This window comes from Acinetobacter sp. 24-47-67 (assembly GCF_056779735.1).
On the sequence record NZ_JBWYIK010000012.1, the window covers coordinates 16,117 to 43,024 of the forward strand.

The window sequence follows — 26,908 nt, forward strand, 5'->3', positions numbered from 1 at the left end:
TTTCACGCTGAATCATTGAATTTAATATTAATTTAATTTCATCATATAAACTTAACTCACCCTCATTTTGACTACATAAATGCTGATCAATTAGCACTTCAACCCCTTTTATACCCTCGTTGAGCAACATGACTGCACACTGATAAGCCAAACTAAAGCGCTATGTATCTCGATTCAACAAAATAATCATAGGCAAACCTATTGAATCTCGATATAAACTATAGGGAGAAATAAAAAACCAAGAATATTGATGAAAAAGTTGAGACAACGATGTCTGAAACGAATGTAGAAACTGTATCGGATTCTAAACTCGCCCCTGATTTAAAAATGGTGCAAATCAATCAAAATTATGTTGCTTGTGAAGAGTGCGATACTCTCTTTCGTAAATCCGATTTATATAAGAATGAACGTGCCTATTGTTCGGCTTGCGGTTCCGAGCTCTATCGTAAAATTCCAAAATTTAACACACTGTTGGCCTTAGTCTGTACTGCGTTAATTATCTTTGCGATTGCCAATAGTTTTTCAATTGTCAAAGTTGAACTCCAAGGCATTTATTCAGAAACCACATTATTGGGTGCGGCTTGGGCAATGTTCGAGGCTGATCGTGCTTTTGTAGGCTTTCTTATTCTGATGACCACTTTTGTTGTCCCTTTGGCCTACTTACTTCTGATGGGATATATTCTTTTGATGGCAATGTTCAATAAAAATGTTATTGCAACCCAACAGTATGCATCACTTAAACTCGCATTACGGTCACTATTTCAACTGAGAGCTTGGGGAATGGTTGAAGTCTTTCTGATTGGCGTTTTGGTCACCTTGGTGAAATTAGTGGGGATGGTGGTTGTGATTCCTGGAATTGCCTTATGGGCATTTGCCATTTTAAGTGTTTTGTTGGTCTATTTAGTATCAATCAAAATCAAGGATCTATGGAACGTAATTGATGGAAATCAAATCTCATGACCATTACTTCCACTCATACGAATCAACCCGATCAGATGAAGCATTCGCCACACCCTATGCAGAAATCTGTCTCATTAGAAACGCTTGCACCGCGTGCAATTGATCTTGAGCTCACACTTTGTCATTGCTGTGGAACACTCAACCGCATGACGTCCTTGTCTGCCATGGAACAAGCACGAAAATCCCGCTGTACTCGTTGTGATAGCCCATTACATACCCGTAAAACCCGAAGTTTAGAACGAACTCTAGCTTATTTAATTGCAGCGAGTATTCTTTATATACCAGCTAATGTTTTACCGATGACGATTACAGAATCTATTCTTGGTCGTCAACAAGACACTATTATGAGTGGAGTCATCTATTTCTGGAAAAGTGGTGACTATTTCGTTTCGTCCGTTATTTTTATTGCCAGTATATTTATTCCCCTACTGAAATTGGTCATCCTTGCTCTCCTGCTCAGTGCTGTACATTTACAAGCCTCAAAAAAAATTCACCTCTCACCGAAGCATTGCTCGATCATGTATAGAGTCGTGGAGTTTATTGGCCGTTGGTCAATGATTGATGTTTTCGTTGTCGCCATGCTAGCAGCACTAATCCAAATTCAATCATTGGCAACTATTTTAGCAGGCACAGGTGCAGTCGCTTTTGGTGCAGTTGTGGTTTTGACCATGTTAGCCTCATTGAGTTTTGATCCTAGAATCATTTGGGACAACTATTACGTTTCAATTCTGAGTCAGCATGAAAAAAAATGACGCTACAGAACATTGAGATTTACATAAAACCCTTTCACTTCTTGCTTGATATTCATATGATGAAGCGTACAAACTACAACCACATTACGATTTAATAAGATCAATAACTATGTCAGAAAACCAATCGAGTAATGGTCATCCTCATGATGAACAAGTTCTGAGTCAGGTCGGTGTACCTGATAAGAAACGTAGCAAATGGAAACCTTCTCTCATTTGGATTATTCCAATTGTTGCATTACTCATTGCATTTTCATTAGCTCTCAAGGCGTATTTGAATACTGGTCCTGTTATTGAGGTTTCTTTTAGGACTGCAGAAGGCATTGAAGCTGGCAAAACTACAGTTCGTTATCGTCAAGTCAATGTGGGTCTAGTACGCGAAATTGACCTTTCGGAAGATCGGTCTCATATCATTGCTAAAATTGAACTTCGGAAAGATGCCAGTAATTTTGCTACGGAAGATTCACGTTTTTGGGTAGTGAGACCACGTATTGGTGCAAGTGGGGTTTCAGGTATCGATACTTTACTTTCTGGCGCATATATTGAAGTAGATGGCGGTAAATCAGATGTCAAAACCACTTCGTTTAAAGGGCTAGAAACTCCACCCGTCGTGACTTCCGATGTTCCTGGAAAAATCTTTTTCTTAAAGGCACAAGATTTAGGTTCGCTCGATTTCGGTTCACCTATTTATTATCGAAGAATCAACGTTGGACAAGTAACCTCATACCAACTGGCTGATGATGGAAAAAGCGTTGAACTTCAAACTTTCATTAAGTCACCTTATGACAAATTTGTCACCACAGATGCGCGTTTCTGGCAAGCCAGTGGTGTAGATGTCAATTTGAATGCTTCGGGCTTTAGTTTAAACACACAATCTTTGGCAAGCATCATTTCGGGAGGGATCGCATTTGGTTATCCTGAAAATTCTGATGCAGCTCCTGCTCCGAATAAAATGAAATTTGAATTATTTGACTCTGAAAAGCTTGCGCTTAAAGAGCCTGATCTTAATCCAAGACGGATCGTAATGTATTTCAATGAGTCATTGCGAGGTTTATCAGTAGGAGCTCCAATTGATTTCATGGGTGTCGAAGTCGGTACTGTGAAAAAAATCAACACTGAGTTCTACAATAATCACTCGCAAATTCGAATGCGTGTTGATGCTGAAGTTTATCCTTCACGTATTGCTGGAGGTCATGAGTTGGACCCGCAAGGTACAGTATTCAAGCAATTTGTTGAGCGTGGTTGGCGAGCTCAAATGCGGACTGGCAATTTACTTACAGGTCAAAACTACATTAGCTTTGATCTTTTCCCTAAAGCTAAATATGCCACTGCAATCCGTCGAAATGATGGTGTAGTTGAAGTTCCAACAACTCCTACAGAATTAAAAGGCCTTCAAGCACAAGTGTCCCAAATCGCCGATAATGTATCTAAATTTCCATTGGTTGAAATTGGTCAGGACGTTCGTCAAACCTTGGCAAACTTAGATAAAACTATACGATCTTCAAAAAGTTTGGTCGATCAACTGGATGGCAAAGTTGCGCCTAATTTACAAGCCACTTTGGATGATGTTCGTAAAACAGTTCAGTCTTCTGAAACCATCTTGGCAAGTGATGCACCATTACAACAAGATCTACGTCGTGCTTTACAACAAATTACCCGTGCCGCAGCTTCATTGCAGTTAATGGCAGATCAAATAGAACAAAATCCTGAGTCATTGATTCGTGGAAAAACAGCGGAGCCGAAGAAAGATGACAGAGAATAAATTATTGAAATCTCAGCAACGCTGCTACCTAAAAGTCCTTTCAAGCTTGAGTGTTGGTTTGTTTGCACTCATCGTCAGTGGGTGCTCTTCATCCCCTACGCCTATGTTCTATTCATTGAGCACTCAAACGCTAACATCATCTTCGTCAAATCTAAAAGTGAGGATGATTGAGGTGCTTCCTGTTGGATTATCCGATCGTTTAAACCGAATTCCATTGGTAATTCAACAAGAAAATGGGCAGGCTAAAGTATTGTTCGATGATCGTTGGACATCTACTTTATCGGCTGAATTGAGAGATGCTGTTTCTGCGCGTTTACAGCAAACATTAGGTGCAGTGGATCGTTATAATAGTGGTATGACTGGTGGACAAGCAGCTTATCGAATTGCCTTAGATTTTTCTAACTTTGATTTCATCGAAAAATCAAATCAGCAACGCTTTATGCTCATGAATGCGACTTGGACTTTAAGATATGATGATCCTAATCGCCCCTTATCCATACCCAAAAACGCTCAAACATTACCTCAACGTCATCAACTCAGTTGTCGGATGAGTTTTTATGAAGAAATTCCACAAAAAAATAAAGACTTAAACACTTTAGTCACTGTTTCGCAAAAAGCCATTGATCAACTTTCAATCAGTATTGCAAGTTCAGTCAAGCACTTAGAAAATAGGAATCAGCCGATTACTGGTGGGGTATGTAGTTAATTTTCATAAAAACTTGAGATTTCTTTTGAATCTGTTTTGAATACAGCAAAGCTCTGAGTTGTATTTAAAACATCTATCTTTGATAAATTGGTATATAATTTTTTAGATAAAGACATTCAACAATAGAATTCTTTCATAATTCATTTTTATGCAGTTCCATGTTATAGATTCCAGCAATTTAATTGAATCTTAAACCTAGTCTTTTGACTCGATTACGATATCGCGCCGCAAGGACTTTGAAGGCTTTCAAACTGCCCAATACATGTTCAATCCCAATTCTTCTTTTATTGATTTCTCAATTGTAAACTTTTAGCTCGGGATCTAGTTTGCAGCATCTCTTTGCTTTTAGAGGCAATGAGCTATTTGGATACATTGCATAGATTCCATGATAGCCTTCATCTGCATGAATAAAAGCACCTTTAGGAATCGGATTCAAGTTGCGTTTGCAAAGCTCGAAATCATGTACAGCACCACGACTCGTGCATAAACTCAGAAATTGCTGTGTTCTATAAATGTATGTGCCTTCTTCTTGCCACTATAGCTTTTCTTCTGTTTTTTTAGGTCTTTGTGTTGGAGTTTCTGTGGCATCTACGATCACCACATTCCAGTCGATACCTTCGCCTTCAGGCAGACTCTCGGGTAAATTAAATAGATTGGACTTGATCAGGCAATCCTTTACGTGGCGGACGATTCTTGAAGCAGTAGGCTCTGACACGCCAATAGCTCAGACGGAGTAAAGCCTGATTTTCTTCACTTAACTTGGATAGTCTACCTTTAGCAGGCACAAGCATTTTTAGTAGTTCAACCATTAAATCAATGGTTGACTATAAGATGCCTGTGTATCGCTTGAAATGTGTATCAAAAAGTTTCTTTCAGTTGATGATTTTAGTCCGCAAATTATGTATTAATATTTAGAAAAATAGATCAAATGTTAAAGTTTAGATTAATAGATGAGTTTGTATCACACGTACATTTTATTCAGGCACGTAAATCATTCGGCCATCATTCAGTTTATAGGTCACCCCTGCCTTACTTCCTTCGCCCTCACCAATTTGACCTGTAGACTCATATTGTTTAAGTTCTTGTCCTTCTTTAAATGAAATTTTCATATTTTTTTCACCAGGATTTTCAATTACAACGACATTATTATTTGAAAATGGATTTAGCGGGTTTTGTACTACCAACATCATTAGAATCACAATAATAACTAAAAAAAGGTCAATCAAATTCACAACAGAAAGCATAGGATCATCACTTTCATCCTGTTCCAAAAATCGCATTAAGCTTCCCCTTGATGAAGACTTTCAAATTCTTTTTCATACTCACGTAATTCTTCAAGCAACCAACGACGTCGGATAACCAAAATATAAAAACATATAGAAGCCGAAACTAAAGATAAAATTACTGAAGAAAATGCCATCACCATATTCTGCCCCACTTGTTCAGCTTGACCTGAAGATAAAGCGAGTAATGCAGGACCCATTGGAATCATAGTTGCGATCAATCCCAACATCGGTGCAGTTCGGGATACAATTCTTAGCCATTCCAAACGTTTAATAATCCAAAGTTCTAAATCATCAGTCGAGGCTTGAAATTGATTTTGTTCTGCATATTTCATCAAAATCGATCGATAACGTTTAGATGTTCTGAACACGCATTCCATAATAAAGCTACCCAAAGAAACCAATGAAAAAATCAATGAGATAAGGATGAGCAACATCACAGGCCATAAGAAAAGTTTTGAAGCCTGATAAATCAAACTTTCGACTTCTAAAATTTGCATAAATTTCCTCTTATTTTTTTCGCTGTTGCATAAATTGTTTAAAAAAACCAAATCCAATCAATAAACTCAGTATGAAGGCACCAACCCAAGCATAATCTTGTACTTCCGACTTTTTCTGGACTTGTTCCAAAGCCTGACCTTTGACTTTCTGTTGTGCCTGATTCTGAGTATTTTTTTGATCTATTTTGGGTGTTTGTATTTCTATAGAAGATGGATGTTGATCTTGAGCAGACTGATTGGCATCGGCCGCTTGCAAAGTCTGTGTTGTTGGGTTTAAACCTTGTCCTATAGCTTGCTGATTTTGAGTATTTTGCTCATCGGCTGTGCGTTTTGTTTCAGATGAATTTTCAAGATTTACTTGATCAGTTACTACAGTCATCTGTGCATTTTTTTCTAGTGATACACTGTCATTTTGCTTCAAAATACTTTGGGTAAATTCATTAAGCTTTTCAGACTCTAAAGGCAAATTCACTTGTTCTTGCAACGCTTGAATTTTTTCTGCAATTTCTCGTTTTATCTCATCATCAGCTTGCCAATAATCTTGACGAATCGCTTCCGCCATACGATTTAATACTTGGAGTTGCGCAGATGGATTATGTTGTTTGAACCATTCATTTACACCAAGTTCGCGCTTATCTTGAACGTAAGTTTCATACATATCTTTCCATTGATCAGCACGGAGAACTGAAGGGTCAGTCACATTCCAGCCATATAAATTATTGGTCACATTAATTACTTCCAATGTGCCAGCATAACCCTCCTTTTGCATACTTTTAATCCACTCAGGATTTAAATAACGGGTACGTAATTCATCTGACAAATAAGCTTTCAATGAGGTGACTTCAGCTTTATTTTGGCGTAAATCTGTAATGAGTAATTCCGGTGATTTCCCTTGAACGGAACGAATTGCCAAAGATAATCCACCTAAATATTCAAATGGATGATCTGTCGATAACACGCCATGCACATTTGAAGAACGTGACATAATGGCAACATCAACGCCTTTTAAATTTTCAGCGAATAGATTGACTGGTGCTTGCTCACCCCACGTTTTATCGCCATAGGCATATTGCAGATTATTTAAGAAGGTATTAGCTAATTCTTGATCATTTTCCCAATCATCATAGGACAAGGTTTTTTTCGTTAAACCTGAGCCATATTCTCCAGGTTCATTACTAAAAATTTTAAGTTGTGATAACGCTTTAGCTCGTTCAGGATCAACTTTTTGAGCAATTAATGATTGCTGTATCTGTTGTGAATTTTGATAAAGCTGATTATTGGGTTCATTTAGCGCTGAAAGTTTTGCCATTGCACCAGCAAGTAGACGCATAAAACCATCAAATTGATCTCGATAAACACTGGTGGCTTGAATCACAACATCCACACGTGGGCGCTTGAGCTCTTGTTGTGGAATAATGTCTAAACTCACCACTTTACCTGCTTGATCCCACACAGGTCTTAAACCAAGCGCTGCCAAAACTTGTCCTTCCGAAACACCTAAATGACGAATCGTTTCAGAAGACCACAAACTAAATGCAACTTTGTTAGGGTACTGCTGAGGATGCTTTTGTTGGTACTGCGCAATCATCTGCTCAAAGGTTTTTTGTCCCATTTCATAAGCCGCTTTAGTCGGGATTTTATTGGCTTCAAAAGCATATAAATTGCGTCCACTGACACTTTCAGGCTGACGAATCGGGTCTCCCCCCGTTCCCGGTAAAACATAGCCTCCAGATAAAGCATTCAACAAACTTTGCATTTCTCTATCTGCAATCAAATATTCATAATTTTTTTGTGCAGTTTCGATATACGCTTTTAGTTTTCCACTTTGCCCTATCTTTTGAATATCTGCATCAACCTCAACATTTGAAGCCTTAGATTTAAACCATCCTAAACCTGTGGATTCAGCCGGATTTAAAACATAATGCGCCAAATAACGATAAGCTAGAGATTGACGAATTGTTTCAACATCGGCATTAAACACTTCATTTTTATCCAGCTTTAATGCTTTGAAATAGTCTGAGTCTAACTGCTGTAAAACAATCATTAATCTTTGATTATCTTGGGCTGACAAACCGAAACGATGCAAGCCCATGGGTACAGCTTGTTGCGCTAGGCGATGCAAATGATCATGAAGCTGAGTATAAAATTGAGGGAAATTATTCTGAGCCTGAACCTGAGTCAGGTTTAAATCTTTAAGCACACCACTTTGCTCTGTTAAAGCGATCAGTTTTCCTTGAGTTTGCTGCTTGACTAAACCCTCATCGAGCTGAGCATATTGGTGAATTAAATCGTGAATATCTCGTAATTCATCATATAAACCAGAGGGTGCTAAAGGCGCAGTTTGATGACTCACTATAACTGCACGACCACGTCGTTTCGCTTGCATGGCTTCTGCGATATTATCCTGAACATAAGGATAAAAAATCGGTAAAGCACCTGCGGTCAATAAAGGATAGTCATTCGCTGCTAAGCCTTTGTCTTTTCCAGGCAACCATTCTTGTGTGCCATGTGTTCCCAAATGAATCAATGCATCGGTTGCTTGTTGCAAATACAGATAAGTCGCTAAATATAATGGATCTGGAACAGCGTCTTGACTGTGGTAATTCTCACCTACTTTAGAACCACGAGTAGGCTGAGGAAGTAGTAATAAATTTCCGTAACGCTGACTTGGAATTGCAAAATAAAACTCGCCCTCCCTTTTCACGACTGCCCAATGTTTAGATAATTTTTGAATATCCGCGCTTTCTTTTAATTCGTGTTGACGCTGTTCAGGCAAGGTTTTTAACCAATCAAGATAATACTGAACAGGAAAATAGCTGAGCATTTCTTTCTGTTGTAGGTCAGCTAATTTTTCATGCTGGTAATATGCAGATAATAAAGTTTGAGCATCTGAAATAATTTGTTTTTCGCTGATCAGTTCGGTGTCGTATCCACGTTCTTTTAAACTTTTTTGAATATTTTCGATGCTCAGCGGAATATTTAAATTTGATGCAGATAAATTATTTTGACCATAAGGATAATTCCAAAACATCACCCCAATTTGCTTTTCTTTATTGGGTTTAATCTTCAATTTGGATTGGGCAATTACACGTTCAAGTAATATATTGACCTGTGGTTCAATCCATTGCTCGCGACCACCCTCATTTAAAGACAGCACTAAAGGATCAGAAAATCCCCAAGTTTCGGGAAGACTCAAAAAGATAGATGCTAAATGCGGAGGTATGCCTGATTTCGAGTTTTTCCATTCTTCAAAATTGCCATTAAAACTCAAACTTTGAACCATAGGCACATTCATTTTTTGTAGCTCGGCAACTAAGTCCTGACCATTTTGAATATGCGTCATATTGACCATTGCGGTGATTGGTACAACTTTAAAAAAATCTGAAAGTTTGGTTTTGGTTTTCGACTCATTCCAAAGCAAGACAATAGGAACAACACCTTTTCGTTCAGTAAGCGTTATGAGTTGATCAATTTTTTCAGACGTTAAATTGGTGATATTGCTTGGATGAAGCACATAAACCAAATAGGCATTTTGTCCTTGAATAGTTGATTTTTTCTGATGTTTTAGATTCTGTTGATACCAATCTAAATAGGATTGCACATTGTCAAAATAGTCTTGTGCACTGGTGTGATAAATCGAAATTTCTGGTAATTTTTGCGTCTTAAATGTGGCTTTTTTACCTTCAGTATTCCAAAGATGTACTGCTTCAAAATAATGTGAAAAGTTAATTTCTCCACCGTTGTAATACAGATCTAATAATTTAAATCCAAATAATTTTGGAATTTTCTGGAACTGCGGTGCTCCACCACCAACGGTCATATATGCTTTGTCTTGAGCCTTTAAACTTTCAAGTGCAAGCTCTTCAACCTGTTTACGATCTGGCGGTCGCGGAACATCTAAAATGATCACATCCGCCTGCTGAATAGATTGCTGAACAGCTTTTTGATTTTGATTTACTTGTAAATGCTGTAATTGCACATTTTGTTTCGCTGCAATTGGCACAAGTTTTTCAAATTTAGTATTTGCCACAAAATCGGTATGTAACACCAATACCTTAGTTTGAGCATCTGCTGTTTGTGCAAAAGCCACATTTAATGTGAGATAAACACATAAGAAGATGCTCAAAATACGCAGGATGGAGTTTAGATCCAAACTTTTTTGAATATGAGTTGGATCTATTGCATGCAGAATGAAAGATTTCTTCATCATTAAAATCTCACATTCATACCAACAAAGTAACGACGTCCTGCATCACTAAAAGTTTGTAATTGATCAGGTTGCATGCCAATTTTTTTATCTGTCAGATTTTCAATTCCTGTCTGGACTGTCCAATTCGGAGTCACTTTATAATCTGCATACATGTGCCAGAAGATATATCCTTGACTGTGTGGTGTATTCACAGCTTGAAATTGTTTACTGCGATATTGCTGGCGTAATTTGGTTTGCAGTTTGTCGTTCACTTGCCAAATGACTGAACTATTTAATTGATGCTTTGAACGATCGGCTAAAGGGATATTTTTACTTTTATCTTTTGCGTCTAAATAAGTGTAATTGGCTTCTAAATGTAAATATGGCTCTATGTGATAAGCACCACTCCATTCAATACCTTGTAGTTCTGCTTTTGTCACATTGACATAATCTAAGCAAATTTTCCCTGCGACTGAACATGTAGGCTGACGCTGTGTATCTATCAAATCATCGACATTGTTTCTAAACCACCCTAATGAGGTTTCAAAATTATCTCGATGGAAATGTAATCCAACTTCATAAGCGGTATTGGTTTCAGGCTTAAGATCAGGATTGCCTCGAATAATACCCATACCACCCATTGCAGCATTAGACTCAAACTCTTTAGATAGTTGCTTTAAAGTTGGCGCTTTATAGCCTTTGCCCACACCAGCTTTGACTGTCCATGCATCGCTGAGTTGATAAGACGCATTAAACTTCGGACTCAGTTCCCATCCAAAATCTGAATGCTCATCGCCACGTGCCCCAAATCCAACTTTAAATTGATCAGAGATTTGCCAAATATCTTGTAGATAAATTCCATAATGGGTAATACTGTCTTTTTGTTTTAAATTGACCGTTGGATCTTCCAACTTTTCCTTACGAAGCTCATTACCCAGTATTAAATGATGATTAGATAAATCAAATTGAAACTGTGTCGAAGCCACTTGATCAGTTAATTTTTGTGGAGATGTCGTATCTCCGCCATCACTGCGCTCACTTTCTCGTTTGAATTGTGTTTGATAAAGCTTAACAATACTTTTACCCCAACCCCATTCACCTTCATGTTTTAACCCGAATCGAGCCCGCTCAATTTCATCATCAACTTGATAATATTGATTACGTGTTCCACCTCTTAAATCTTGTCGATCCTCATGGCCGTACTCACTTATGAATTCAATCTGTTGTTGATCTGTTGCTTGCCAAAATAGACCAAGATGCCCTTTGGTATTTTTCTGCTCATCGTGTTTGCTTAAACGAGAATTGGTAGGATCTTCAAGCGCATCACGTTTTCTAAATTCGGCCCAGAAATTGACACCTAATTTATTTTCAATGAGTGGACCAGACAAGTAAGCACTGGTTTTATACTGATCACCACCCAAATTAGATTCATTCCATAACGATTGAATCGAAGCAGAGCCTGTCCATTTTTCGATTGGTTTTCTAGTAATAATATTCACTACTCCACCTAAAGCTTCTGATCCATAGAGTGAAGACATCGGTCCTCGAACCACTTCAATCTGTTCTATCGCTTCGGTTGGAACCCAATTTAATTCACCATCAGAGTGAGCAATGGCTGAGGATGAACTATTAATTCGTTGTCCGTCGACTAAATATAGGGTGTGTGTCGGGTTCATTCCTCGAATCGAAACCCCTTTCCGATTTAGCCCGATACCTACATTTTGTAGACCTACTCGATCGTTCAAAGCATCTGAAACATCATTTATAAATTGTTGATTAAGTTGCTTACCATCAATCACATCAATACTCGCCATTGCTTCATGAATATTTTCTTTTTTTGCAGATGCTGTGACCACAATCGTATTCATACTGTGTGCTGGATGATGATTTGTGTCTGTTGATTCTGCAAAGACAACATGAGTTACAAAGAGACCCATTCCTAAAAAGATACGCATAGTGATATTTAAGGTTATTTTTTATTGCTTATAATGTTATGTTATAACATAATATAATGCAATTTTTTAATTTATAAATTTCTATTTTCAATATATTCAGTTGAAAATCTTTGAGCCCAAAATAGCCAATAAATGTGAGACTCTTTTGGAGTTGATAAGTACAAATTTGACAAAAAACTAAAACCTCTTTCTACTAAGAATTAATCTCTGTCGCACTTCATTTAAGAATCTAAGAATTTTTAAATTTACACTTTAAGAGTTTATTAAAATTATAGAATTCTTTCATAATTCATTTTTATGCAGTTCCATGTTATAGATTCCAGCAATTTAATTGAATCTTAAACCTAGTCTTTTGACTCGATTACGATATCGCGCCGCAAGGACTTTGAAGGCTTTCAAACTGCCCAATACATGTTCAATCCCAATTCTTCTTTTATTGATTTCTCAATTGTAAACTTTTAGCTCGGGATCTAGTTTGCAGCATCTCTTTGCTTTTAGAGGCAATGAGCTATTTGGATACATTGCATAGATTCCATGATAGCCTTCATCTGCATGAATAAAAGCACCTTTAGGAATCGGATTCAAGTTGCGTTTGCAAAGCTCGAAATCATGTACAGCACCACGACTCGTGCATAAACTCAGAAATTGCTGTGTTCTATAAATGTATGTGCCTTCTTCTTGCCACTATAGCTTTTCTTCTGTTTTTTTAGGTCTTTGTGTTGGAGTTTCTGTGGCATCTACGATCACCACATTCCAGTCGATACCTTCGCCTTCAGGCAGACTCTCGGGTAAATTAAATAGATTGGACTTGATCAGGCAATCCTTTACGTGGCGGACGATTCTTGAAGCAGTAGGCTCTGACACGCCAATAGCTCAGACGGAGTAAAGCCTGATTTTCTTCACTTAACTTGGATAGTCTACCTTTAGCAGGCACAAGCATTTTTAGTAGTTCAACCATTAAATCAATGGTTGACTATAAGATGCCTGTGTATCGCTTGAAATGTGTATCAAAAAGTTTCTTTCAGTTGATGATTTTAGTCCGCAAATTATGTATGGATTTTTAAATTTTTCGGTACAAATAATCAGCAAGAGATAGATCGTTTTGTGATTTATGAAACAGATCTATCATCGATCGTGATTTTCAAACAGCGAAAACATTTAATAACTGTGCAACTACGCTAAGCGGGGTATTTAAATTGGCTGTTAAGCATAATCTGATTTCTCCAAATCCTATGCATACAATTAAGAATCGTAAGGTTCAGGCAGAAATACCTGCCCCCTTCACACGTAAGGAGATGGAAGCCTTACTAGCTTGGCTCGACAAAAGCTTACATGATGAGGATAAATTTTGTCGCTAGTATTTTGAATTTGCTTTTTGGACAGGCTGTAGACCTTCAGAAATGATTGCGCTCAGAGAAAGTGATATCGATTGGTTCAATGTCACATTCAAAGTTAGCAAAAGCCGTGTTCGTGGTTTAGAAAAAAAAGTGACGAAGACACATACCTCTCGGGAAGTATATTTAAATGAGAGGTCAACTTTAGCTTTAAAATCGCTTATCCAATTTAAAAAGGATCTAGGCTACACATCTGACTATCTAATGCTTTGTCCACAAACTAAGGAACCATTTTTTAACGAAAAGCCACCTAGAGAACGCCTTAGAGCTGCTATGAAAGTCGCCATCGGACTGCCTACAATGCACGGCATACCTATGCAACGATGTTACTTATGGATGGCGTCAATCCAATGTTTGTAGCCGACCAACTTGGTCATAGCTTACACATGCTGATTAAGCGCTATACGAAATGGTTGCATGGGGATAAAAACAGGCAAGAAATAGCAAAACTCAGCGTGGCATTAACAGCATAAATTCATCAATGTAGTCAGATCTTGGTATAAAAATGTGGCAAATAAAAAAGCCACTTAAAATAAGTGGCTTTTTTATTACAAGAATTTTGGTGGAGATGGCGGGAGTCGAACCCGCGTCCGCAAGCACTACACTCGAGATTACTACATGCTTAGATATCGTCTATTGTTTTAACCCTCAAAGACCCGACGAACAGGGTTAAGAGAGCGATCCTTTAAGTTTAGTACAACACCCCAAGGCTTGATGTTATACGGACTTGTGTGCGTGCGCTTCAGTCGGGATCTCTAACCACAAGTATTCAGAGATGCGGACAAGCTGCCCTTAGGCAGCTAGAGCGTAAGATTCGTCGTTTGCGACTATTTAAAATGCAAATTTTATTTACGAGAGAAAATGCGCTCTCGGCATGCATCTATGAGTTTCATCACCAGCGTCGAAGCCAGGAACATCCCCAAAGTACAACGCAATCATAGCATAAAAGTTTGAAAATACGACCTCTAATTTCACAACAATTACACATACACATGCGCTTATTTCAATAATTGAGATAAAATCCCTTTTTTCAAGTTCAAAATTGCATATTTTATGAGTTATTTACTTGCACTGGATCAAGGGACGACGTCAAGTCGTGCGATCATTTTTGATGAACATGGAAACGTTCATGCAACAGCTCAAAGAGAAACTAAAATACGAACCCCAAAGTCAGGCTGGGTAGAGCAAAATGCACAAGAGATTTGGAGCTCACAAATCGCAGTGGTACAGCAAGCAATTGCTGATGCGCGATTACTGCCTAAAGATATCAAAGCTTTAGGCCTAACCAATCAACGCGAAACGACAGTGATTTGGGATAAAAAAACTGGTGAACCTCTAGCCCCTGCGATTATTTGGCAAGATCGCAGAGCGAGTGATTGGTGTAATTCCCTCATTCAACAAGACTTACAAACCAAGATAAATTTCACCACAGGACTCCGCATTGATCCTTATTTCAGTGCTGGAAAATTAGTGTGGTTACTTGAAAATATTAATGGTTTAAGAGCTCGTGCGGAACAAGGCGAAGTGGCTTTTGGAACCATTGATAGCTGGTTAGTTTGGAATCTCACTCAAGGTGCTGAACACGTGATTGAAGTCTCGAATGCTTCAAGAACCATGTTAATGAATTTGCATACCCAGCAATGGGATGACGAATTACTCGCACTATTTAATATCCCAAAAGCAATACTACCCAAAATCGTGGCTTCTGATTGCCATATTGCCAATACAGCCAAAGGTCTCTTAGGTGCAGAAATTCCAATTACAGGGATTCTAGGTGATCAACAATCAGCCTTATTTGGTCAATCATGTTTTGATATAGGCTCAGCAAAAAACACCTATGGTACTGGCTGCTTTATGTTATTCAATACAGGTGATCAAATTCAACTGAGTCAGAATCAGCTTCTCTCCACTTTAGCTTGGCAATGTAAAGAACACACCTCGTATGCGCTTGAAGGTAGTGTTTTTATGGCTGGTGCAATTGTACAATGGTTACGTGATGGACTTGGAATTATTCAAAGTAGCCAAGAAGTTGAACAATTGGCGTGTCAAGTTAACAATACCGATGGTGTCGTACTTGTTCCTGCCTTTACAGGCTTAGGAGCACCTCATTGGGATACGGATGCCCGCGCATTATTATGCGGTATGTCTAGAGGGACAAATAAAGCACATATTGCGCGAGCAGCTCTCGAATCAATCGCATTTCAAGTCGCTGACGTTTTGAATGCCATGCAATCTGATATTCGAAACCCTTTAAAAGAATTACGTGTAGATGGTGGTGCGAGTCAAAATGATATGCTAATGCAATTTCAAGCCGATTTACTGAATGTTCCTGTGTTAAGACCGCAACTTTTGGAGTCAACGGCTTGGGGAGCTGCGGCAATGGCAGGTTTAACTGCAGGTGTATTTAAAAATCCGTCTGATATTGCGGCATCATGGAAACTGGAAAAAGCCTTTGAGCCAACAATGTCTGAAGATCAACGTCAATTTCATTTACATCAATGGAATAGTGCGTTAAAACGTTCAAGATCAGATGTTTAGTATAAAAAACCGCCTACAAGGGCGGTTTTTTTATAAGAGATACATAGATTTTTCAATATGCGTATGAAGCAATACCTGTTGCAATTGCTTTACCTTCATCATTCACCATATTCATGCGCATCGTACAACCTTTGCGACCCATGCGTAGGACTTCAGCAGTGGCAATAAAATACTTTCCGCGCCCTGGTGATAAATAATCCACTCGCATATCCACTGTTGCTAAACGTGAAACTTTCTTTAAAGTTTCAGGCAACATATCAGGCTCTGCACGCTTGTAAAGCTCGCCCATTGCAACAATCCCGCCAATACTATCGAGTAATGTTGCGGCTACACCGCCATGCAAAATTTGGAAAGAAATATTACCAATGAGATTAGGTTTCATCTCAATATAACCTTGGATTTCACCTTCTACGACACGCATTTGCATTTCGTTGTAAGCGAAATAAGGAGAGGTATTAAATACTTGAGTGAGTTGATTTAATACCACTTCAAGATCTGGTTTAGCACCTAAATGGAGGTTACCCATCCATTTTTTTTGGGAATCGTTCATACAAAACTCAAATTAACATCATGAGAAAAAACCATCAGCATTTTCCCAAAAACCGCCTTAAGGGGGCTACAATTAGACCCAAGTAAAATACCAAACATCGAGATTGTGATGACTTATACGTTTAATCGCCCTGCTTTTCCTGCAACACGCATGCGCCGTATTCGAAAAAATGACAAACTCAGAGCGATGGTGAGAGAAACACATCTTTCTGCTGAACATCTCATTTATCCGGTATTTGTTCTACCAGGTCAAAATCAAACCCAAGAAATACCTAGTATGCCAAATATTCACCGTCTTTCAGCTGATTTGTTGTTAAACAAAGCTGAAAAACTTTTAGAATTAGGTGTATCTAAATTAGCTTTATTCCCAGTTACCCCACAAGAAGACAAAAGTTTAACTGCTGAAGCAGCATGGAGAGATGATGGTTTAGTTCAAAGCACTGTCCGTCTTCTAAAAAAAGAATTACCAGAAATGGTACTCATCACTGATGGCGCTTTAGACCCTTATACAACACACGGTCAGGATGGCATCATCGATGAAACAGGTTATGTCCTGAATGATGAAACTGTTGAGTGTCTGATTAAACAAGGTTTAAGCCATGCAGAAGCAGGAGCCGATGTTTTCGCACCGAGTGATATGATGGATGGTCGTATTGCTGCGATTCGTCAAGCATTTGAAGCAAATGGTCATCTTTATACCAATATCATGGCTTATTCTGCCAAATATGCATCAAGCTTCTATGGTCCTTTCCGTGATGCAGTGGGTTCAGCATCTAATTTAAAAGGTGGTAATAAGTATAACTACCAAATGGATGTAGGAAACCGAGCTGAAGCTCTTCACGAAATTGCACTAGATATTCAAGAAGGTGCAGACATGGTGATCGTAAAACCAGGGATGCCATATCTAGATATTGTACGTGAAGTTAAAGACACATTTGGCATTCCAACATTTGTTTATCAAGTGAGTGGTGAATATGCCATGTTGGCAGCAGCAATCCAAAACGGCTGGCTTTCTGAAAGTGTGATTTTAGAATCATTGATGAGCTGTCGTCGTGCTGGTGCAGATGGAATTTGGACCTATTTTGCTGAAGATGCTGCAAAAATGCTTAAAGATCTGTAATACACTATTGAATCAAAAGCGCTTTTCCATAAAGCGCTTTTTTTCTACTAAAATCATCATCATTGTATTCGAGACCCAACTTTTAACTCACTCATTTAACATCTTACATCTCATCGATCTCTTTACATCATTGAGATTATTTGCACGATTAGAGCTTGAATATGGTCTAATACACCCCGTCATTTTGAAGGTGGATAAAAATGCACGTTGCCATCATTGGATGTGGAATTAGCGGCTTACTAACAGCGCTTGAATTACTCGAACAAGGTTGTGAAATTACCCTTATTGATCAAAAACAAGCAGCTAAAGCTGCATCTTGGGCAGGTGGTGGTATTTTGTCACCTATGTATCCTTGGCGTTATCCCAAAGCAGTCAATCAATTGGCACAACATGGTAAATCGTTATATCAATCTTGGAATCAAAAAATTCAACCATTGAGTGGCATTGATTTCGAAATTCACGATTCAGGCATGTTAATTTTTGATGAAGATGATTTTGAGATTGGACTCAGTTATAAGGCGCAATATAACGAGCCGATGCAGCATTGCGATTTACTCGACGAGACTCAATTAAGAAATCTGAATCCACGAGTTTCTAATACTTTCAAGCAGGCTTTGCATTTTCCACAATTGTCTAATGTTCGTAATCCTCGTCTTTTAAAGTCTATTCTGACTTATCTTAAATCACATTCAAAAGTAAAGATTATCGAGCATAAGTGGGTAGAAAAATTACTGATTCAAAATCAGCAAGTGCAATCCATTGTTCTGCATGATCAACATCAAATTAAAGCTGATCAGTATGTTATCGCTACTGGAGCTTGGTCGGCACATTGGGCATCACAACTCGATTTCAATATCCCTGTTCAACCTGTTCAGGGGCAGATGATCCTATTCAAAACCCCTGAAAACTGGCTACCCACGATGTGTATGTACAATGTCATGTATATGATTCCACGTCGAGATGGCCATATCGTCTGTGGTTCCAGTATGGCGGAATTAGGTTTTGAACATCGCCCAAATTTGAAAACACAACAATCCATTTACCAAGCATGCATTCAACTCATACCTGAACTTAAAAATTTCCCGATTGTGCGACAATGGGCAGGCTTGAGACCTAGCTCACCTGATGGAATTCCGTATATCGGTTTAATGCCTGAAATGAAAAACTTATGGGCGAATTTTGGTCATTTTAGAAATGGTTTATGCATGGGGCCAGCTGCAGCGCAGTTACTACGACAACTCATGCTGAATCAGACCACCCTCGTTGATCCTAGACCCTATGACCCATCTTTGAAGTTTCAAGTTTAATGTGATGGAAGTAGTTGCTCCAACGCCATTGTGAGTTCTGGATACTGAAATGTATAACCTGCTTGAATAAGTGCTTCTGGTATAACGTATTGTCCATTTAAAACCAATTGAGACTGCTCACCTAACATGATTTTAAACAATGAATCAGGCAGACTTAAAAGCGGTTTCTTGTTTAAAATTTTTGCTGCGGTGCGAACAAAATACACCTGATTCGTTTGTTCAGGAGCAACGAAATTAAAAACTTCGTTTGGAGTGTCATTCAACATCAGAAATTCAATCGCCTGAATCACGTCCTGAATATGAATCCATGCTAAGGGCTGCTGACCTGAACCAATTTTACCTACCAGATTAAATCGAATCGGTAAGAGTAATTGTTGTAAAATTCCTCCGCCATGCCCAAACACCACGCCTAAACGAATGACCTTAATATCAAACTGATTTTTGTGTTGGAGCGCCGACCTCTCCCACTCTTGGCAAAGTTCGGACATAAAGATCGGTTGAGATGATCCCTGCTCATTGTTTTTTTCTGACCATTCTTGATCAGGATCAATACCATAATATCCTACAGCAGAACCAGAAATAATTCGCTTGGGATGTTGCTGATGGGTCAGCAGATAATGTAATAATGCATCGGTCGTATTCACTCGGCTGTCGATGAGTTTTTGTTTTCGCCTTTGCGTCCAGCGACCATCACCAATACTTTCACCCGCTAAGTTAATAACATAGTCAATTTGAGCGTGTTGGATATCATCGAAAGATTGAACCCATGTCAAACGTGGATGCTTCATTTTTGGATTGGACTGTCGGCTTAAACCAATCACTTGATAATCTTGATCTAGCAAATATGCAACCAAATAAGATCCAATAAAACCTGTTGCACCAGTAACCAAAACGCAAGGATGATACATAGAAATACTCTTATGATCTGATCCCTCTATCATGGTGAAAGATGCCTTTGAGCTCAATTCATGATTACTTATTTACCACCAATTTATTCGCCATGCGCTTCGCTTGTGGACCATAAAACCAAAAGGTAATTAAATATAATGGGATCGCCAGCATCAAAATCATAATTGCACTGAGACTTAAGAAACTGGAATTTTGGACATAGAGTAAAAAGTTCTGCCAAATTTCAGGGTCTTTTCTCGAGAAAAATAAAATACTTAAAAAAACACCAAGAAAGTTATAGCCCCAAAAAATCAATGTAAAGCCTAATGTGAATTTTTTACGTTCTTGATCCGAAGGTGCACGTTGTTGTTGATGAATAAATTTATATAAAACAACAATCATCGCTATTAAATATGGAAGTGCAGTGACTATTCCTGCAATTGCCGAAGGCAATAACGCTGCCAATATACCTGCAACCAGCGTTAATCCTAAGCAAAGTAAAAAGAACCATAAAAAATATTTTCTTAAAGAAACCATAACTCTCAGACGCAATAAATTCCTGTCACAAAGCATAACCGAAAATAAATCAAATATTTTTAATTTTCTTGTCAACCGAATCACAACCTTATGCGTTATATAAGGTACAAGGTCAGTAGCAACCGCGTAGTCATTGCACCGGCATCCGCAATGATACACGGTGACCTTATACCCCAATGAGACCTATAAATCATGCTTCTTGCAGAAAAATTTAGTTTAGCAGCCTAAATTTGAATGACTGAAGTATTTTGGCCGACGATTTCACATCACTCGAATCGTCGGCTTTATTTTTGAACTTAATAAATTTTCTAAATATACTTTTATCCATAAAGATGAGATAACAATCAGAATAAATCCTAGTCGCAATGTATAAAGAAAAAATTAAACATAAAATTAGTCTAAAAAAACGTCTAAATTTTAAATCAGACTTTTGGGATGTATTGAATTATCCCTTCACTCGCTTTCTTATCGGTATCGTATTAATTTGCTATTGCACTGTTTTTCTTAAAGCTTTTCTTAATCATCAATTTCACATACCGCTTACAATCATCAGTTTACTCTGTGGTGTTTTTTATCAAAGTTATCAAATCATTAAAAATAAAGAAAAAATCTTAATTTATTCAATTTTAAGTCTATTTCTGAGTGCACTTTCATTTATTTCTATACAGAGTTCTAGCTCGAATCCATTAATAATTTGGGTCTATTTCTATCTTGGTGCTTACTTAATGATTTTTTCTGTAGAGCATCATCAGAGTTTAACCACACCTTTTGGTGAAGGGCTTAGTTTTTTATTCGCACTTGGAATTTGCTATTGGTTTTTCGAAAAACAGATGCTTGGTGTTGATACAGTATTATCGACATTCATCACAATAATCTTGTTAATATTTTTACTCTATTCGATTGTACATGCCTTTTTTGAAATTAAGCATCATCATTTAAGCCGTTTTCTACTGAGTTTCTTTACTTGTTGTTCAATTTTAATTTTGTCTATTGATCAAATTATAGAACTTTATTCACAGGGCGATATTACATCTGAGCATCGTTGGGTTGAGCGTTTAATTTTATTATTTCGATATTTTTTACTCGGTTTATCGTCTTTATATCTTTTTCAAAACTTAATGCTGCTTCTCAGCTATTTTCCCAATAAATACACGCGTTCTTATTTTTCAGATGTCAAACAAAATACGCTGATCCATATCAAACGTTTTTCAGAAGATCAAATTTCTAAAACAGAAGCTTGGTTTGCACTCATTTTTACGGTTTCAGTCTATTCTTTAAATTATATCTATCAAATAATTCCCATCAATATGAGTATTTGGCTAAGCATTCTATTGGTACCCTTAGTCATCCAGTCTTTTTTTCATCATAAAATAGATCAATCGTTAACAGCAGCTAAACTGCATGCATCCTCTTCTCATAAGCAAATCTCGATCAACTCGAGAATCAAAAATAGAAACAAGAGAAAAAGACGAAAAAAGAGTAAATCGAATAAAAAATAGCGATTAAAAGCTGTCTTATAGAGATGTTAAAAATTTCGATGTTTTAAAGTCCGATATTGGATAAGATGACAATTGAGATGTTTTGGGGTTCGGTAATGGCAGTGCGTTTTTTTCATACTTCAGATTGGCATTTGGGGCAATTTTTTCACAATCATGATCGTGACTATGAACACACACAATTTTTAAACTGGCTACTTGCGCAAATTCAACAAAAACAACCGAATGCCCTGCTGATTGCCGGTGATATTTTTGATGTGGTCAATCCTGCATCATCTGCTCAAAAACAGTTATACCAGTTTCTCACCGATGCCCATGCCATTGCCCCGCATATGCAAACCTTAATGATCGCAGGTAATCATGATTCCGGTTACCGCATTGAACAGGTTGAACCTTTTCTAGCGAAATTCAATGCCAAAGCGGTCGGTATTATTGGCAAACAGGATGGTGAATTTGATCTCGATCGTTTGTTGGTACCTATTTATGATGCTGATAAAAATATCGTTGCTTGGTGCTTAACCCTGCCTTATTTACGCAGTGCCGAAATTACAGGCTTAAATGAAAACACCACCAACAGCCAAAATGCGATTGCCTATTTACACCAACAACTTATTGCGGAAGCTAAAGCGCGTAAACAACCCAATCAAGCCTTAATTTTGATGTCACATGCCCATATGCAAGGCGGTGAAACCTCAGATTCCGAACGTCCAATTGTGATTGGTAACGAAGAGGCTTTATCCACTGCATTATTTGATGATGTGATTGATTATGTGGCACTCGGTCATTTGCATAAACCGCAAAAAGTTGGAGAGGAACATATTCGCTACAGTGGCTCACCTATTCCACTGTCTTTTAGTGAACGCAACTATAAACATCAAGTGGTTGAAGTCACCATTGACCCCGAAGCTGATGAACAAAATCATTTTCAATATCAAGCGCACATTATTCCACGTACCGTGGATTTGATTCGAATTCGTGAACCCTTGTCTGAATTAATCACTACGGTACATGCCCTGCCAAAAGGCGAAATTGACAATCTCAATGCACGACATTTTCTAGAGATTGAATATACGACAGATGCCCCACCGCCTGTAGACTTACGTCAGCAGATTGAACTGGCACTGCCACCAAATCGTTATCGTTTACTGCGTATAGCTCGAATTTATCAAAAAGCAACGGAGCAAAACGATGAAAGTCACAAAGTCGATTTAGCGCCCCCCACCCCTGAAAAATTATTTTTAAGCTTGTGGGAAAAAATGGGCTATGAGCAGGATGAATCGGTGAAGCGTGATTTCTTAACTTTGCTTGAAGCGGCACAACACGATTTGGATCAAAAAGCGCACTAAGGACAGGTCATGAAAATTATTCGACTCAGTTTAAACAACTTGGCCTCTTTAGCCGGTGAACAACATATCCATTTTGAACAAGCGCCATTGGCTCAGGCAGGTCTGATTGCCATTACTGGTAAAACAGGTGCAGGAAAATCGACGCTGCTCGATGCCATGTGTTTAGCTTTGTACGATGAAATCCCACGTTTACGTGGCGCAGCTGGCAGCATGAAAGATGTAGGCGGTAAAGACATTTCAATTAAAGATTCGAAGAATATTCTGCGTCGTGGTACCACCGCTGGTTTTGCTGAACTTGAATTTCTTGCCCTTGATGGTAAACACTATTTGGCGCGGTGGGACATTAGCCGTGCGCGTAAAAAAGTTGATGGCAATTTAAAAGTCGAGCGCTTTGTTCAATGTTTAGATGATGGCGCGACCTTAACGCAAAAAATCTCGGAAGTGACGCCACTGATTGAAAAGCTGATTGGTTTCAGTTTTGAGCAATTTACCCGTGCAGTCCTGTTAGCACAGTCTGAAGTGGGGGCATTTTTAAAAGCCAAAGACCATGAACGTGCAGATTTACTCGAATATTTAACCAATTCGCAAATTTTTAGTGAAGTCAGTAAAAAAGCCGCTGATAAATTTAGTGAAATTAAACAGCAACGTACTGATTTAGAAAAGCAACTCGGTCATATTGATATTCTGAGTGAAGAACAACTTGCAGCCTTAAATCAACGACATCAGCAGTTAAAACAACAACTCGTACATTTGGCACAATCAGAAAAGCTGCTTGAAAATGAACGTAAATGGTATCTTGAGCGTGATCAATTGTATGCTGAAGTCCATGGCAAAAAAGAGATTTATGAAGTTCAGCTTGATGCCGTAAATAAATCCGCAGCACAACAACAATTGCTACAACAGCTTGATGCATTTCAAGCCATTCGTGAACAATATGTACAGCGTGCACGTTTAGAACCACAAAAACTTGAGGTGCAACAAAAACAACTGGCCTTTCAAGCTGAGTTTGTCTCTTTACAACAACAAGCTACTACTGAACAACAGCGCTTAAAAGCCTATGAACATGCCCAAGCGCAATTTGAGCAGCAACGTTTGGATATTAAGCCTCATCTTGAACAAGGCTTAAAGTTGGATCATGACATTCACAGTATTTCTGAACAGTATAAAAAACTCAGTGCAGATAAAGATCAGCTTGTTCTCAATGAATTAGAACCGTCAAAACATGCTGTGGAACAACAACAGACCAGCATATTGGCTTGGCAAAATAAACAGCAACAAATCAACTTTGAGTTAACCCAAAGCCAATTTTTACAATGCTTTGACCAAGAACCACAAAGTACTTTGCAGGCGCTACAACATTATGTCGAGCAATATCAGTTGCTTCATCAACAAGAGCCAGAACTATTACAACAATCCTTTGCAACTTTAGAACAGCAACAGCAAACCATTGTACAACGTCTGCAAAGCTATGTGGCTCAACATGAAAGTCTTGACGCTTTGACACAATCGCTAAAAAACATCCAACAACAGCGTGAACATCAGCAAAGTATGGTATTACGACTGCAACATCAACAACAGCAGCTTGATCAAGTCATTACCCATATCAGCGAAACACACGACCTGACAGGCTCAATTGCTGAACAACAAAAGCAACTGCAGCTGATTCAACAGACCCTTGAAAAACGCGTGAGCGAAAAAGCCACACAAGAAGCTGCTTATACTCAACTACAAAGCATCTTGGAGGCACAGCGTCTATTACATAGCGAAAACGTGCAGCATTTACGTGAACAGCTAAAAGCCAATCAACCATGTATGGTCTGTGGTAGCCATGAACATCCGTTTTTAGACCATCATCAACGCTTAGAACAAGGTTTATTGCAACTACACGAGCACCAATTGCAAGAGGCTCGTCAACAATTGGAACAGGTCAATCGTGAGGTACAGCAAGCACAGATTGAGCAATCCAAAGTACAGACCTTACTTGAACAGCAACAACAGCGTATGGAACAGCTCACGCAATTCACTCAGCAACAGCTCGAGCATATTCAAGCAGCATTACAACAACTGGGTTCAAATCTCGACATGGCAGACCCGATTCAGTTGCAGCAGCGCATAATGCAGCAGATCGAAACACTGCAATCGCACATCGAACAACAACAGGTGCAAGAACAAGAACTTAGTCAATTGCTTGAGCAATGGCGTAAAGATCAGCAGCAACAACAGCAATTACTATTGAATATTCAACGTCGTGTACAACTTGAACAAGGTATTCAACCTATTGTGCAGTTACTGCCTGCTCGCTATCAGCAAGACACACCAATACATTGGGTTGCCGAATTGCAACAGCAGCTGCAGCAGCGTGTTGCATTGCTCACGATGCAAAAACAAGTAGAGAGATCACTGCTGCAAGCACAGCTAGAACTTGAAAAAATGACGCTACGCTTTGAAGCAGCACAAAAACACGAACAACGCCTGACTCACCAGATTGAGCAACTGATTGAGCAAGGCAAAATGTTACGCTCGAAACTTGCTGAACTGACCCAAGACTATGCCGGTCAAAGCTATCGTTATGCTGCAGATTGGCAAAAACATTTAGAGGAAACTGCTGTCACTCATGCCAATGAGGTGCATGCACAACGCAGTAAAACTGCACATGCTGAACAACAGCTGAATGCAGCCAATTTACAACAGCAGCAATTGCTCAGTGATTTACATCATATTGAACAGGCATTACAGCAAGTACAACAGGCTATTCAGCAATGGCAACTGAGCCATCCAACCGTAACCACAGATCACATTGCCACATGGTTAAGCATTGATTTAGCGCAGCATCAACAAATACGCCATGAGTTAAATACGCAGCGACAACTTTTAGAGAATGCCAAAACCGCTTGGCAAGTTTTAGAAGAACGTTATCAGGCACATTTAAAACATCAGCCTGAACATGATCTCAGCATGCTCGAGCAGCAACTTGAGAACTTGCAAACGGAAAAGCTCGCTCAACAAGAAGCGCTCACCGATACAGAAACTCAGTTACGCATGAATTCCGCCAATCAAGCCAACTATGCTAAGTATCAAAGCCAAATTGAGCAAATTAAAGCAGAAGAATATCGTTGGGGTCGTATCTACGATTTGATTGGGCATAAGGAAGGCACCAAGTTTAAAAAGATTGCTCAAGAGCATCATTTAGATATTTTGGTGGAATATGCCAATCAGCAATTACAGCCGCTTGCGCCACGTTATCAGTTGCATCGTATTCCTGACAGTTTAAGTTTGGCCATTATTGACTTAGATATGAACAGCGAAGTTCGACCTGTGTTGTCGTTATCAGGTGGTGAAACTTTCTTAGTGTCTTTAGCCCTTGCTTTAGCGATTGCTAACATGGCATCAGGTTCAATGAAACTTGAATCACTGTTTATTGATGAAGGCTTTGGTACGCTCGACCCGGCATCCTTACATATGGTCATGAATGCCCTCGATCATTTACAAAGCCAAGGTCGTAAGGTCGTGCTCATCTCTCATATACAAGAAATGCATGAACGTATTCCTGTACAGATTCAAGTCAAACCTGTAGGTGCAGGTGCGAGTACCATTAATATTGTCGGTTAATGGTTAATGATAATAAGTTG

General features: G+C 38.7%; 19 protein-coding genes, 1 other RNA gene and 1 pseudogene. 11 read left to right on the top strand and 10 right to left on the bottom strand.

Translation table 11 applies throughout. The features are described from left to right. Positions 1-327 precede the first annotated feature (327 nt). The 4 genes from AC1M9K_RS12820 (at position 328) to AC1M9K_RS12835 (ending at position 4,177) form a co-directional block, all read left to right on the top strand. A complete protein-coding gene (locus tag AC1M9K_RS12820) occupies positions 328-960 on the top strand; it encodes a paraquat-inducible protein A (protein ID WP_481589494.1) in 633 nt (210 codons plus the stop codon). Positions 961-995: 35 nt separating this feature from the next. Next, entirely contained in the window at positions 996-1,712 is a 717-nt protein-coding gene (locus tag AC1M9K_RS12825) for a paraquat-inducible protein A (RefSeq protein WP_481589495.1), read from the top strand. A 109-nt stretch (positions 1,713-1,821) separates the two neighbouring features. After that, the gene (locus AC1M9K_RS12830) at positions 1,822-3,471 is read left to right on the top strand and encodes a PqiB family protein (protein ID WP_481589476.1); all 1,650 of its coding nucleotides are present in this window, start codon (positions 1,822-1,824) and stop codon (positions 3,469-3,471) included. Then, positions 3,458-4,177, top strand: coding sequence for a PqiC family protein (locus AC1M9K_RS12835; RefSeq protein WP_481589477.1), 720 nt, complete (start codon positions 3,458-3,460; stop codon positions 4,175-4,177). The genes AC1M9K_RS12830 and AC1M9K_RS12835 overlap by 14 nt, the downstream gene beginning before the upstream one ends. Positions 4,178-4,712: 535 nt before the next feature. On the opposite strand, the gene AC1M9K_RS12840 is transcribed toward AC1M9K_RS12835, so the two are convergent. From AC1M9K_RS12840 to AC1M9K_RS12865, 6 genes are all read right to left on the bottom strand, one after another. Beyond that, positions 4,713-4,892, bottom strand: coding sequence for a hypothetical protein (locus AC1M9K_RS12840; protein ID WP_092768250.1), 180 nt, complete (start codon positions 4,890-4,892; stop codon positions 4,713-4,715). A gap of 259 nt (positions 4,893-5,151) precedes the next feature. Further along, on the bottom strand, positions 5,152-5,457 hold the full coding sequence (locus AC1M9K_RS12845; protein WP_092768927.1) for a DUF2149 domain-containing protein: 306 nt from the start codon (positions 5,455-5,457) through the stop codon (positions 5,152-5,154). Then, complete coding sequence (locus AC1M9K_RS12850) at positions 5,457-5,960, bottom strand: MotA/TolQ/ExbB proton channel family protein (protein WP_092768924.1); 504 nt, start codon at positions 5,958-5,960, stop codon at positions 5,457-5,459. Before AC1M9K_RS12850 ends, AC1M9K_RS12845 begins: the two co-directional genes overlap by 1 nt. A gap of 10 nt (positions 5,961-5,970) precedes the next feature. Continuing rightward, complete coding sequence (cobN, locus tag AC1M9K_RS12855; protein ID WP_481589478.1) at positions 5,971-10,170, bottom strand: cobaltochelatase subunit CobN; 4,200 nt, start codon at positions 10,168-10,170, stop codon at positions 5,971-5,973. Continuing rightward, the gene (locus AC1M9K_RS12860) at positions 10,170-12,104 is read right to left on the bottom strand and encodes a TonB-dependent receptor plug domain-containing protein (protein ID WP_481589479.1); all 1,935 of its coding nucleotides are present in this window, start codon (positions 12,102-12,104) and stop codon (positions 10,170-10,172) included. The genes cobN and AC1M9K_RS12860 overlap by 1 nt, the downstream gene beginning before the upstream one ends. Before the next feature lie 684 nt (positions 12,105-12,788). Then, the gene (locus tag AC1M9K_RS12865) at positions 12,789-12,968 is read right to left on the bottom strand and encodes a hypothetical protein (protein ID WP_092768250.1); all 180 of its coding nucleotides are present in this window, start codon (positions 12,966-12,968) and stop codon (positions 12,789-12,791) included. Between the two features lie 260 nt (positions 12,969-13,228). Between AC1M9K_RS12865 and AC1M9K_RS12870 the strand changes: the two are divergent. Further along, positions 13,229-13,971: pseudogene (locus AC1M9K_RS12870) on the top strand (tyrosine-type recombinase/integrase); the annotation flags it as partial. Positions 13,972-14,058: 87 nt separating this feature from the next. Here AC1M9K_RS12870 and ssrA read toward each other — a convergent pair. Then, positions 14,059-14,419: a transfer-messenger RNA gene (ssrA, locus tag AC1M9K_RS12875) on the bottom strand. Between the two features lie 132 nt (positions 14,420-14,551). Between ssrA and glpK the strand changes: the two genes are divergently transcribed. Next, positions 14,552-16,036 carry a glycerol kinase GlpK gene (gene glpK / locus AC1M9K_RS12880; RefSeq protein WP_035266283.1) on the top strand — a complete coding sequence of 495 codons (1,485 nt, stop codon included), beginning with the start codon at positions 14,552-14,554 and terminating at the stop codon, positions 16,034-16,036. 52 nt (positions 16,037-16,088) lie between these two features. Here glpK and AC1M9K_RS12885 read toward each other — a convergent pair whose 3' ends face one another. Continuing rightward, complete coding sequence (locus AC1M9K_RS12885; protein ID WP_035266285.1) at positions 16,089-16,586, bottom strand: thioesterase family protein; 498 nt, start codon at positions 16,584-16,586, stop codon at positions 16,089-16,091. A gap of 108 nt (positions 16,587-16,694) precedes the next feature. Between AC1M9K_RS12885 and hemB the strand changes: the two genes are divergently transcribed. Together hemB and thiO are read left to right on the top strand one after the other, a co-directional pair. Continuing rightward, complete coding sequence (gene hemB, locus AC1M9K_RS12890; protein ID WP_035266288.1) at positions 16,695-17,705, top strand: porphobilinogen synthase; 1,011 nt, start codon at positions 16,695-16,697, stop codon at positions 17,703-17,705. Between the two features lie 200 nt (positions 17,706-17,905). Next, positions 17,906-19,012 carry a glycine oxidase ThiO gene (gene thiO / locus AC1M9K_RS12895; RefSeq protein ID WP_035266290.1) on the top strand — a complete coding sequence of 369 codons (1,107 nt, stop codon included), beginning with the start codon at positions 17,906-17,908 and terminating at the stop codon, positions 19,010-19,012. On the opposite strand, the gene AC1M9K_RS12900 is transcribed toward thiO, so the two are convergent. Next, a complete protein-coding gene (locus AC1M9K_RS12900; RefSeq protein WP_481589480.1) occupies positions 19,009-19,920 on the bottom strand; it encodes a TIGR01777 family oxidoreductase in 912 nt (303 codons plus the stop codon). The genes thiO and AC1M9K_RS12900 overlap by 4 nt on opposite strands. A gap of 64 nt (positions 19,921-19,984) precedes the next feature. Then, a complete protein-coding gene (locus AC1M9K_RS12905; RefSeq protein WP_035266293.1) occupies positions 19,985-20,437 on the bottom strand; it encodes an ABZJ_00895 family protein in 453 nt (150 codons plus the stop codon). A 365-nt stretch (positions 20,438-20,802) separates the two neighbouring features. Between AC1M9K_RS12905 and AC1M9K_RS12910 the strand changes: the two genes are divergently transcribed. The 3 genes from AC1M9K_RS12910 to AC1M9K_RS12920 all read left to right on the top strand — a co-directional run bounded on the left by AC1M9K_RS12910 (position 20,803) and on the right by AC1M9K_RS12920 (position 26,888). Further along, on the top strand, positions 20,803-21,936 hold the full coding sequence (locus tag AC1M9K_RS12910) for a hypothetical protein (RefSeq protein WP_481589481.1): 1,134 nt from the start codon (positions 20,803-20,805) through the stop codon (positions 21,934-21,936). A 95-nt stretch (positions 21,937-22,031) separates the two neighbouring features. Continuing rightward, on the top strand, positions 22,032-23,279 hold the full coding sequence (locus tag AC1M9K_RS12915; protein WP_481589482.1) for an exonuclease SbcCD subunit D: 1,248 nt from the start codon (positions 22,032-22,034) through the stop codon (positions 23,277-23,279). 9 nt (positions 23,280-23,288) lie between these two features. Further along, positions 23,289-26,888: an AAA family ATPase gene (locus tag AC1M9K_RS12920; protein ID WP_481589483.1), complete on the top strand. Its 3,600-nt coding sequence runs from the start codon at positions 23,289-23,291 to the stop codon at positions 26,886-26,888. Positions 26,889-26,908 lie beyond the last annotated feature (20 nt).